The sequence below is a fragment of the Armatimonadota bacterium genome, from assembly GCA_020354555.1.
Classification (GTDB): Bacteria; Armatimonadota; Hebobacteria.
In genome coordinates this window covers 4,367,090-4,378,422 of sequence record CP070648.1, presented here as the reverse complement: position 1 = coordinate 4,378,422, position 11,333 = coordinate 4,367,090, and the positions used below count along the sequence as shown (strand labels likewise).

The 11,333-nt window shown below is 67.4% G+C and carries 7 protein-coding genes; 3 read left to right on the top strand and 4 right to left on the bottom strand.

Annotated elements, in window-relative coordinates; genetic code table 11:
• Positions 1 to 1,541 (bottom strand): hypothetical protein (locus JSV65_17910; GenBank protein UCH34376.1); only part of this gene is annotated, 1,541 nt, incomplete at its 3' end.
• 208 nt (positions 1,542 to 1,749) lie between these two features.
• On the opposite strand from JSV65_17910, the gene JSV65_17905 reads away from it, so the two are divergent.
• Both JSV65_17905 and JSV65_17900 read left to right on the top strand, forming a co-directional pair.
• Positions 1,750 to 5,502, top strand: a complete 3,753-nt coding sequence (locus JSV65_17905; protein ID UCH34375.1) for a DUF4838 domain-containing protein — start codon at positions 1,750 to 1,752, stop codon at positions 5,500 to 5,502.
• 151 nt (positions 5,503 to 5,653) lie between these two features.
• Entirely contained in the window at positions 5,654 to 6,577 is a 924-nt protein-coding gene (locus tag JSV65_17900) for an NAD(P)-dependent oxidoreductase (GenBank protein ID UCH34374.1), read from the top strand.
• 16 nt (positions 6,578 to 6,593) lie between these two features.
• Here the strand turns inward: JSV65_17900 and JSV65_17895 are convergent, their stop codons facing one another.
• From JSV65_17895 to JSV65_17885, 3 genes are all read right to left on the bottom strand, one after another.
• Positions 6,594 to 7,322, bottom strand: coding sequence for a hypothetical protein (locus tag JSV65_17895; GenBank protein ID UCH34373.1), 729 nt, complete (start codon positions 7,320 to 7,322; stop codon positions 6,594 to 6,596).
• Between the two features lie 91 nt (positions 7,323 to 7,413).
• Positions 7,414 to 8,298, bottom strand: a complete 885-nt coding sequence (locus tag JSV65_17890; protein ID UCH34372.1) for an alpha/beta hydrolase — start codon at positions 8,296 to 8,298, stop codon at positions 7,414 to 7,416.
• A 75-nt stretch (positions 8,299 to 8,373) separates the two neighbouring features.
• Positions 8,374 to 10,320 (bottom strand): hypothetical protein, encoded by a 1,947-nt coding sequence (locus tag JSV65_17885; GenBank protein UCH34371.1) that lies wholly within the window; start codon positions 10,318 to 10,320, stop codon positions 8,374 to 8,376.
• A 374-nt stretch (positions 10,321 to 10,694) separates the two neighbouring features.
• On the opposite strand from JSV65_17885, the gene JSV65_17880 reads away from it, so the two are divergent.
• On the top strand, positions 10,695 to 11,333 hold a 639-nt coding region (locus tag JSV65_17880), incomplete at its 3' end, for a cellulase family glycosylhydrolase (protein UCH34370.1).

Below are 11,333 nucleotides of genomic sequence, written 5' to 3'. Positions count from 1 at the left end.
GGCGTGCCGATGTAGAGCCGGAGTTGCTCCAGATCGCGCGTCGGGTCGGCAGGAACGGCGAGCACTTGCGCGCCTTCCTCAACGCCGGGAACGCCGGCTGGGACGGGAAGCGGCAGTGCCTGACGCTCCTCGCCATCGGCATAGCGCAGGATGACGCGCAGGCGATCCGGGTCATCGAGGCGCGCGAGGCGGCCGCCGCCGCGGAGATGCTCCTCATCGCCGACGAACCGCGCCAGGGCGAGCAGGTACACCTCGCTCGCGCGGCCGGAGAGCGGGATCACCGCCTCGCTTTCGTCCGCCATCGTCGTCGCGGCCACGGCCTTGCCCGCCAGGCGGATGTGGAAGGGCACCGCCTCGATCGTGATTCGTTCATCCGGGAGCCAGTCGGCGAGGCGGAAGCGCCTCTTCGCTTCGTCAACCGTCATTGTCGCAGCGGAACCGAGGTCAACGGGCAACCACTCCTCCGTCGCGTCGGCGGGCCAACCGGGCTTGATGCCGAGCGACTCGGCGAGCAGCACCGGCCGGCGGGCGCCGGTCAGACGAACGTCGGCAATCTCGAGGGTCGCCGGGCCGTCACCGGCCTGCGCCTGCACCGCCAGGCCGATGAGCCGGGGATGGCGGCGCGCGGTCCCGAGCGGCAGGTCCACAGTGCGCCATCTGCCACCCGTGACGGCGAGCGCGGACGGCGCGAGGACGGTGTAATCCTGGCCGTCGGGCGCGGCGTCGCCAAGCACGCAGATCGAGTAGTCCGCCGCCGCAACCGTGCCGCGCCCGCGGATGCGCAGCGAGAGATAGCGATAGCCCGCGGGCTCGACAGGCTCGGCACAGTAGAGCGCCCATTTCATGCCGCCGTGGGAGTCGGCGACGACGAAGACTTCCGTGTCGTCGCGCCGCTCGTGGCTGTGGTTTGCCGCGGGATTCCCGAGCCAGGTTGGCTGCGGCTGCCAGTTGTCTTTGACGTGCTCGGAGAGAGTCCAGTCCTCGCGGGCCGGCGGCTGTTCGCCGACGATGTCGGCGTCGTCGGGTGGAGTCTCTGCGAACGCGATTGACGCGATTTCGACGGACGCGTCACCGGCTTCAGCCTGCACCTGCAGCGCCATCGCAGTTACGTTGTCCCCGGCGGTGAGCGTTGAGACGTCGGCTGCCAGTGTGTGCCATTGCCCGTCGGGATTCAACTGATCGAGCAGCAGGGCATTGACGCCGTCGCCGGCATCGAGCCAGATGAAATAGTCGTTGACGCGCTTGACGTTACCGGCGCGGTAACGGACAACGAGCCAGGGCGCTTCGTCGAGCCAGATGCGGCTCACGGAACGAAGCCACTTCATGCCGCGCCCGGCCTCGGGAACGGAAAAACGGGCGCCGTCGGCGGTGCGGGTGAGCGTTGCGGAGTCGCTGGGATTCGGGAGCCAGTCCGGCATCTGGCGCCAGGCCTCGATGTCACGCAGGTCGTCGGTGTAAAGCGCGTCGCACGCGGCGCGGCGCCCGAACCCGGGTGCGGTGAGGATAATGCAGATGAGAGCGATGGTCAGCGCACCGTTCATGGGACCCTCCGCCATCATCTTCGCTCAGCCGCCGCGCAGCCCTGCCGGCGCCAGGCGGGAAGCGGCCGGCTGCGCGGCGAAGATGGAATCGTCGGCAGGTTGATGACCTGCCGCACGCGTCGGTCCGGTTCGGCTTGGTGTTCCGGGCAATGAGGCCAGGCACGCCGGGCGCGCGGCATCATCTTCCGGGAGGAGAGGCTCAAGCGCGATGCACGCGACGTTATCCATACTTGCAGCGGTTGTGATAATGGCTCTGTGCGCGGCGGCGCCGGCGGCCGCGGATGCGATCGGCATCTCGCGGATCGCGGCGGAGCAAGGGAAGCTGGCGGTCAGCGTGCACGTGCCGCCGGGCACGGGCGCGCGCCTCGTCGAACTGCGGCCGTATGAGCGCTACGCGCCCGGCGGTGATGCGGCGGTGCTGTGGCAGGGCAAGAGCGCGGGCGCGGCGATCGAGATCCCGCGCTTCGACGGCGCGCGCGACCGGCTGTTCTCGAAGTTTCAACTCGCGGATGCGCACGACGGCGCCGCCCTGGGGAACGCGCACTACGTGGATGACCTCTCCGCCCTGCCGCGGCGCGACTTTGAACTGCCGTGGCCCGACAGCATCAAGGGGCTGCAGGTGCAGATGGTTGACGACGCCATCGCCCTTGGGGTGAAGCACGCGGGGATCAACGTCATGCTGCCGTCGGTCGTTGACCTGTCGGGCGCATCGCAGGAGACCTGGGAGGTTGACGGCGAGGAGATACACATCAACACCGGCTACGTCAATGCGCTGGATGCGACGTTCAAGCCCCTGACCGGCGCGGGGATCAACGTCACCGCGATTCTCCTCAACGGGGTGCCGACGCAGCCCGATGCGAATAACCCATTCATCCATCCCAGCACCGACCTGGCCAACGCGCCGACGCATCTCGGCGCCTTCAACACGACCGACGAGCGCGGCCTGCGCCACTACCGGGCGGCCATCGAGTACCTCGCGAACCGCTACTCGGAGCCGGACGCAGAGCACGGCTGGGTCTCGGGGTACATCATCGGCAACGAGGTGCAGGCGCACTGGGAATGGTACAACATCGGGCGCATGCCCCTTGATGATTTCGTGCAGGACTATGGGATCGCGCTGCGCGTGGCCGATCTCGCGGCGCGGCGATTCCACCCGCAGATCCGCATCTACGTGTCGCTGACGCACCACTGGAAGGAAGCGTACAGCGGCGATCCGCTCAAGGGGTTCCCGGGCAAAGACTTCCTCGACCGCCTCAACGCGTGGTCGAAGGCGGAGGGGGACTTCCCCTGGCACGTCGCGTTCCACCCGTATCCGGAGAATCTGATGGAACCGCGCACGTGGCAGGACCGGCGCGCGGTGCCGAGCTACGACACGCCGAAGGTGACGTTCAAGAACATCGAGGTGCTGCCCGCGTATATGAGGCAGGAGCGGATGCTGTGCAACGGCGCGCCGCGGCGCATCATCCTTTCCGAGCAGGGATTCCACACGCCCGACGGCCCGGACGGCGAGGAGATCCAGGCCGCCGCTTACGCGTACGCCTACTACCGGCTCAGCCGTACGCCGGGCATTGATGCCTTCATCCTTCACCGCCACGTTGACCACAAGCAGGAAGGCGGCCTGCGCCTGGGGCTGTGGACGTGGAAAGACGACGGCGGCCTCGCTGATCCCGATCGCAAGAAGCCGATCTACGAGGTCTTCCGCCTCGCCGATACCGACCAGTGGGAGCAGGCATTCGAGTTTGCGAAACCGATCATCGGCATCACGCACTGGGAGGAGATCCTGCCGTCGGCGGGCATCGAGGTGAGCGCCGACCCGACGGCCGCGCTCGAAATCGTGTCGCACGGTGAAAGCGGCTACCGCATCGTCACGCCGGACGAGCCCGAGCCGGTGGTCGAGTATGCGGCGCGCGAACTTCAGCATTTCCTGGCCGAGATATCGGGGGCGACGCTGCCGATCGTCGGCGAAAGCGCGGCGGGCGACGGGCCGGCGTTCCTCATCGGCCCGAGTCGGCGCGCGACGAGCGTCGTGTCGGCAAGCGACCTCGCGGGCCTCGCGGAGGACGGCGTGTTGATTCGAACGGCGGGGCGGGACGTCGCCCTGATGGGGGAGGACGCCCGCGGGCAGCTCTACAGCGTCTATGTCCTGCTCGAGCGCTTCCTCGGGGTCCGTTTCCTCGCGCGCGATTGCACGGTCGTGCCGCGGCGCGAGGTGGTCGTGCTGCCAAGGATTGACTACGCGTACTCGCCGCCGTTCATGTACCGCGAGACGCTGTACTTCGACAGCTTCCCCAAGCAGATCGCGACGCGCCAGCGTCTCAACGGACCGATGACGCAATGCGACGAAGAAGTCGGGGGCCGGATTGCGTTCCACCCCTACGTCCACAGCTTCGGGCAACTCGTGCCGCCGGAGAAGTACTACGACGAGCATCCCGAGTACTTCAGCCTGGTCGGCGGCACGCGCACGAATGCCGTGATTCACGGTCAACTGTGCCTGACCAACCCGGACGTGCTGAGGATCGCCACCGAGCAGGTTCTGAAATGGATCGAGGAGCATCCGGAGGTGCCGATCTTCGACGTTTCGCAGAATGACGGCGGCGGCGCGTGCGAGTGTGAGAACTGCACGGCGGTGGTGAACGAGGAAGGCTCGCAGCACGGGCCGATCCTGCGCTTCGTCAACGCCATCGCGGATGCCGTCAAGGAGCAGCATCCCGAGAAGTGGATCGAGACGCTCGCGTACGCCTACTCGACGAAGCCTCCGGCGCTCACCAAGCCGCGCGACAACGTCATCATTCGCCTGTGCCATGGCGGATGCTATTTCCACGGGTTCGAGGTGTGCGGGCTCGGGGCGAATCTCGCGGGGTACGTGGATGAGTGGCGCAAGCTCACGCGGCGCATCTTCATCTGGCACTACGCCACCAACTTCGCGCATTACATCGCCCCCAATCAGAACCTGGACGGGCTGGCGAGGGATATCAAGTTCTATGCCGCGCACGGGGTGAACGGGCTAATGGTGCAGGCGGACTACCAGAGCCCGGGTGGCGAGCTGGCGGAGCTCCGGCAGTACCTCGCGGCGCAGCTCATGTGGGATCCGCGCCGCGACCCGGAGATGATCCGTCTCGAGTTCTGCGACGGCTACTACGGCGCGGCGGCGGATGACGTGCTGCGTTACTTGCGGTTGACGGACGAGGCGGCGAGGAGGTCGGATGTGCACGCCTTCGGGGCGTGGGATCCGCAGAACACGGTGACGCCGGAGTTCGTCGCGGACGGGCTGAGGATACTGACCCGCGCGCGGACGAGGGCGAACAGTCCCGAGGTCGCGAATCGAGTGGCGCGTCTGCTCCTGCCGCTGTGGTACGTGCAGTTGAGCTATCCGGAGCGGTACGGGCTGACCCCGGCGGATGGCGCGCAGGTGGTGCGCGATTTCCGGGCTGTGGTCGAGGCGAACCTCGTCACCCACGTCCGCGAGGGCGGCGAGAACATGGCGGGATGGCTCACGGAGCAGGAAGCCAGGTATGCGGCGGTGCCGCAGTCGGTGGTCTATGATCTGTACCTCAACATGGGGCACGCGAGGCGGGAGCACTGCCTGGACTGGCGGGCTGAGACGATCGAGGCGGGCGATCGCGTGCTGTTGACGATCTTTCAGCACCCGCCGGCGGAGGGCGACGGCGACGCGACGTACGGGATTGATTTGCCCGCGCTCGAAGCAGCGGGCAAGCTCGTCCTGCGTTTCGCCACGGGCTTCACCGGCCCGACGGAGAACGGAGTGCGGTTCGCCGTCCTGGTTGACGGCGCCGAAGTGTGGGCGGGCGAGCAGCGCGGCCTGGCGCCGGTGGAGCACGAGGTGGATCTGTCGGCGTGGGCGGGCAAGGCGATTGATCTCACGCTGCGCGTCAACGCGTTGGGCAATGAGCGTTACGACTGGGCGAACTGGGTACGGCCGCAGGTAGTGGTTGCGCGATGAGGAGCAAGTCGCCGTGCGGGTCGCGTCATCCTGAGCGACAGCGAAGGATCTCGGTAGCGACGTGCGTCACGCGGCCGGGATGCTCGCCAGCGGCGAGCAAGCCTCGCTGCGCTTGGCATGACGGTTCGTGATCGCCATCGGGAGGATTACTATGAAGGTTTGCGTCATCGGCGGTTCGGGGCACATCGGGCAGAACCTGGTGCGCATGCTGGTGAGAGAGGGATGCGAGGTCATCGTTGTCAGTCGCGGGCAAACGCCGATTCCCTCGGGCGGCGTGTGGGATAAGGTGAGAGCGGTCACGTGCGACTATCGGCGCGGCGACGAGGAATGGGCGAAGTGCGTGCGCGATATCGGCGCCGAGGTGATGATTGACATTCCGGGGACTGATGTGCCCGGGACGTATGCGGCGGTGCGAGGACTCTGCGCGCATTTCATCGCGTGCGGGTCGGTGTGGATGTTCGGCGAGCCGCAGGTGGTGCCGACGCCGGAAGAGACGCAGACGCCGTGTCCGTTTGAGGGGTATGCAGTTCGCTACCGGGAACTGCTCGATACGCGGGAGCGCGCGCGGGGGGAGGGGGTCGCGTTCACGGCGATCATGCCGCCGAACATCTGCGGGCCGGGGAAGATCCCGCTCGAGGGGCGCGGCGGGCGGAGCATCGAGGTGCATCAGTCGCATCAGCGGGGCGAGCCGGTGCCCTTGCCGGAGCCGGGGCAGACGCTCATCGGGCCGTGTGATGCCGAGGATGTTGCGCAGGGATTCTTCCTCGCGGCGCAGCAGCGCGAGGCGGCGGCGGGCGAGATCTTCAACGTCGGGTCGCGGTATGCGCTGACCGCGCTGCGGTTGATCGAGACGTACGGCGAGATCTACGGCGTCGAGATACCGATCGAGTGGCACAGTTGGGAGGAGTACTCGACAGACATACTGCCGGACCTCGGCTCGAACTTCCACTTCAAGGCGCACATGTGCCCGGACCTCTCGAAGATCACCTCGCGCCTGGGCTACGCGCCAAGGCACACGCCGGAGGAGACGCTCGCGCGGGCGGTGGGGTGGATGAGGGACACGGGGTTGCTCTAGGTATCGCGCGTTACCGTCATCCGCGCCCGCGGCGGCCGTCGAGCCACAGGGCAAATGCGAGTACCGCGAAGGCCAGCAGCAGAATCCACACCAGCCACGAATCGCCTGTCGCGGTCGCCCACAGCAGCAGGAAGCCGCACAGCAGCACCCCGTACGCGAAGGCTGCCGCCCGCACTTGCCGGCGCATCATCCTCAGCGCGTCGATCGCTTCGCGCCGACCGACCTTGACCCAGTCGCATGCACCGTGATGGATATCGTTCTGCCAGTTCGGGTCGGTCGGCGCCAACCGCGCGTTCCGCACGATCGAGGCGAACACGTCGTCATCCGCCGGGTGACGGGCGAGCGGGATGGTGACGGTGCGCCCCTGGGCGTGGACCCTCAGTATCCTCAAGCGCCCGAACGGGAAGGCATCAAAGCTCGATGTGTGCGCGGCCTCGATCGCGCCCCAGAACAGGCGCGACAGCCGGTCGCCTCGGGCGCGCACGGTCAGCGCTTCGGGATCGCTCCTCACGCGGGTGAACGTGACGAACCACGCACGCTCAGCGACGACGATGACTGCGAGGCCGAGGAACGCGACTACCCCGGCCTGCGCCCGCGCGTCGCCGAGTGCCGGCCACGGCTGCACCACCGAGTAGAGTTCCAGACCGACGGCGCCTGCGAGCATCACGAACGCGAGCGCCCAGTGGTAGGCGACCATAATCCGCGGAGGCCGATACTCAACAGCGTGTTCGTCGGTCGCGTTCATGATGTGCGAACGGAAGAATCGCCTGCGATGCCCTCAGTCGCGGCGCGCGGGTCATTCGTCGGCCGCGGACCGGGTAGTCGCCCCTGGCTCTCTACCTCAGATGATGTGCGAGGAAAGCCAACACGCGCGCGAAGACGGCCTCGACCTCCGGCGTGTCGGCGCCGTCGAAGCCGTGCGCGCCGTCGGGGATCGTTATGAGTTCGTGCTCGGTGCCGGCCCGCGCGAGCGCGTCGGCCATCGCGACGGACTGCTCGTATGGCACGTCGGGATCCGCAGTGCCGTGCGACAGGAAGGTCGGGGGATAGTCGGGAGTGACGTTGCGCACCGGGCAGAATGGGTCGAATGCATCCGGCTCTGCATCCGGATCATGCCCCGTCACTTCCTTCGGCCACAGCCCCTGCTGGCGGCAGTAGAGGTAGAAGCGGTCGCGATGGTGCGGCCCGTCGGCCGCGGAGATGACGGGGCCGCCGACCGCTGCATAGGCTTCGTCGCGCGTCACAGCGGGCGCCCGGCAGTAGAACGGATCGGGCCGGCTGTACCACGCGCCCGCGATGTCGCCGTAGCCGTAGAATGACACCACCGCGCGTGGGCGCGGTTCGACGCACATCCCGCTCATCAGGGCGAGGTAGCCACCGCCGGAGTGGCCGATCACGGCAAGGCGCCGGGGGTCAACGCCAAACAGCGCCGGGCCCTCCTCGCGCACCCAACGGAACGCATCCCGAACATCCCCAATGATCGCGTCGAGCTTCGCCTCCGGTGCGAGACGGTAGTCAATCGAGATCACGACATACCCGGCGCTGACGTAGAGGTCGCGCTGGCGGTCACTGATGTTTCCGCGGTGGCCCATGATCAACGCCCCGCCGTGGATCCACACGATGCCGGGGCGCGTGACGCCGTCCGGCGCGCGGTGCACGTCCGCTCTTATCTCGCAGCCCTCGGCGACCTTGTAGGTGTGGGTGTGATGGTCTATGGTCATTTGATGCTTGCAGCACCTCGGGCCCTCGCGTCGCCGCCGAGCGGTCGTCCGGTCAGCGGAAGCACGCGTGACCGCTCAGGCAGACTCGCGCGGCGCGGCGCGGAACACCTCCCCCAGCGCCCGCGCCGCGGGCTTGGGGCGGCCGAGGTAGTCAATCGCCGCGGTATTCACCGGGCATGGGTAGCAATCGTGCCCCATCCAGATGATGAATCCGCCGCAGCGCGGGAACCGGTTCTTGCAGGCTCGCGCGGCGTAGGAAAGCGCCTCCGCCTGCCGCTTCTGGCTCCATGCAACGTAGCCATCGAGATCCGCCGGATCGCCGCCCTCGCGCAGGTAATCGTCCCACTGAATCCACCACCCGGCGGTGTGCATCCAGAACGGGTTGCCGGAATCGCCGGGCAGGGCCATGTCGCCGCCGTACTGCCGGATGAGATCCGCCGGGCCGGCGCCGGGAAAGCCGATTTCCGATACGAACAGCGCGTCCATCCCATCCCAGTAATCGAACCAGCCCTGGAGCGGGCCGTCCCACTTCCACGGGCCGTGGACGTCGTGGTGGACGCCCTTGCCGAACTCCTCGGCCGACGCCCCGACGCGCGGTCCGGAGGGCGAGGTCGGTAGAAACTTGCGCGTCGGGTCGAGCCGTCGCACGACTTCGGCCTGCGCGGCCATCATGGGGTGCGTGATGTCAACCGGCTTGCCCATGCCGCGCTTGCTGCCGTCGAGGCTGCCCATCAGCTCGTTGCCGCCGCACCAAATGATGAGCGAGGGATGATGCTGCCGGCGAGTGATGTAGCTCGCCGCGATCTCGCGCATGTCCGCGATGGCCTGCTTCGTTTCCGGCGGCCAGTTGTCGAGGCCGGATGACGAGAGCGGGAACTCCTGCCACACCATCAGCCCCAACTCATCGCACAGGCCGTAGAACGATTCCCGTTCGAGCACCGAGCCGCCCCACACGCGCAGGATGTTGCATCCCAGGTCGCGGTAGAGTTTCAAGCGTGAGCGGTAGTCGTCCTCAGTGACATCGGCGAATACGGCGTGGGGCGGTACCCAGTTGGCGCCTTGCAGGAAGGTCGGTACGCCGTTGACTTCGCAGATCCACGGCTCGGCGTCGGGCGCGGCGCCCTCGCATGCCCTCCACACGATCTGCCGGAAGCCGACGCGGCGGGTCTCCTCGTCGAGCACGGCGCCGCCGGCGTCGAGCAGGCGCACATGCACGGTGTAGAGCCGCTGCTCGCCGTTGCCGTTGGGGTGCCAAGGACGGACGGCGAAGCCGTCAACATGACAAGAGAAATCCGGCGCGGGAGCGAAGGACTGGCGCAGCACTTCGCCCTCCTCGCCTTCGACGATGACCTCGACCGCGCGCGCCTCGCTGAGCGCCAGGTCGGCAGTCAGCGCGATGCTGCCGCGCTCGGCCTGGCGATCGTAATCCGTGTACAGCGCGAGGCCGTCAATCGCGTCGCCGCGATGGATTTCGAGACGGATCGCATCCCAGATGCCGACCTGCACGATGCGCGTCACCCAGTCCCAGATGTAGTTGAAGCGCGGCTTCCATTCGCGCATCTGGGAGGTGTGGCCGATCTGGCCGAGGTAGCGGGGGTTATCCGTGAACACAATCGCGAGCCGGTTGCCCTCGGCGGTGAGGTGGCGCGTGAGGTCGAACGTGTGCGGCACGAGCGCGCCGCGGAAGCGGCCGATCTCGCGGCCGTTGAGGAGCACCGCGCCCTGGTAATCGAGCCCGTCGCACCGGAGCAGCACGCGTGCGCCGCGGGCGTCGGCGAGCCACTCGGCGGGGATGTCCGCCTCGTACTGCCAGTGGCGGTTCTCGACCCACTCGCACTGGCGGGAGTTGACGCCGACGTTCCAGTCCTCAATGAGCCCGGCGTCGAGCAATGCTTGCTGCACCGAGCCGGGGACGAGCGCCGGGACCGCCGGGATGTCCGGCGTCTGGCCCCACCGCCACCAATTCGGATGCCAGCCGGTGAGGGTCCAATCGAGTTGGGATAAGTCGTGGGTCCGCTTCATGAGTTGCCGCCGCTTGTCCGGTGATGGATTCGGCCGCGCCGGACTTGAGTTTGCGCGCATCGTACCAGCGACGTCATGCGGCGTCAAGCGGCGAGAGCCGTGTGGCGCGGACGCCCGCTTCCCGCCTGCCGCCGGTGGGCGTGTCCAGATATGGCGAGCGCTGCGAAGGGGGACACCGCGGCTGAAGCCCTGCCCATTTGATCTGCGCGCTTACGCCGGACATGGCAGGGAAGGAGAACGCCGACCCTGCGACATAACTCAGGATAGGCGATCCGCATTCCAAGGTGACGTGAGTGAGCCGCGGGCGCCAACGACCCGGAATCGCGGAAGCCGGTGTGCGGCGGTCACGGCGCGAACGCGAAGGAGTGACGGCGATGACAACCATATTCCTCATCCTAATTCTATTGCTGCTGTGGGCCTCAATTGCCGCGGCGGGGGAGTTCCCGTCGCCGGCGGTTCCCGACGGCCTGGGGGTCAACATTCACTTCACCGGCGAGCCGGCGCGCGACCTGGACATGATTCAGGCCGCCGGGTTCAAGTTCATCAGGATGGATTTCACCTGGGCGGCCATCGAGAAGGAGAAGGGCGTTTACGGCTTCGAGCCCTACGACCAGTTGACCGACGGGCTCGAGAAGCGCGGCATACGCGCGCTGTATATCCTGGACTACGGTAATTCGCTGTACGAAAGCGACCAGAGCGTGCGCACGGAAGAAGGCCGGCAAGCGTTCGCGCGGTTCGCGGCGGCGGCGGCCGGGCGCTATCGCGGGCGCGGCATCATTTGGGAGCTGTGGAACGAGCCGAACATCGGGTTCTGGAAACCGCAGCCGAGTGTTGATGATTACATGAAGCTGGCCAAGGCCGTGTTCCCGGCGATTCGGCAGGCCGATGCCGGAGCGCTCTGTGTGGCGCCGGCGACCTCAGGCATCCCGATGGACTTCCTGGAGGAGTGTTTCCGCCAGGGGCTGCTCGATCTCGTGGATGGGGTGACGGTTCACCCCTACCGCAAGCAGCCG

Bases quoted from the DNA above. Each gene is read 5' to 3' on its own strand.
- JSV65_17905 (UCH34375.1), top strand. From the start codon at position 1,750: ATGCACGCGACGTTATCCATACTTGCAGCGGTTGTGATAATGGCTCTG.
- JSV65_17900 (UCH34374.1), top strand. From the start codon at position 5,654: ATGAAGGTTTGCGTCATCGGCGGTTCGGGGCACATCGGGCAGAACCTG.
- JSV65_17895 (UCH34373.1), bottom strand. From the start codon at position 7,322: ATGAACGCGACCGACGAACACGCTGTTGAGTATCGGCCTCCGCGGATT.
- JSV65_17890 (UCH34372.1), bottom strand. From the start codon at position 8,298: ATGACCATAGACCATCACACCCACACCTACAAGGTCGCCGAGGGCTGC.
- JSV65_17885 (UCH34371.1), bottom strand. From the start codon at position 10,320: ATGAAGCGGACCCACGACTTATCCCAACTCGATTGGACCCTCACCGGC.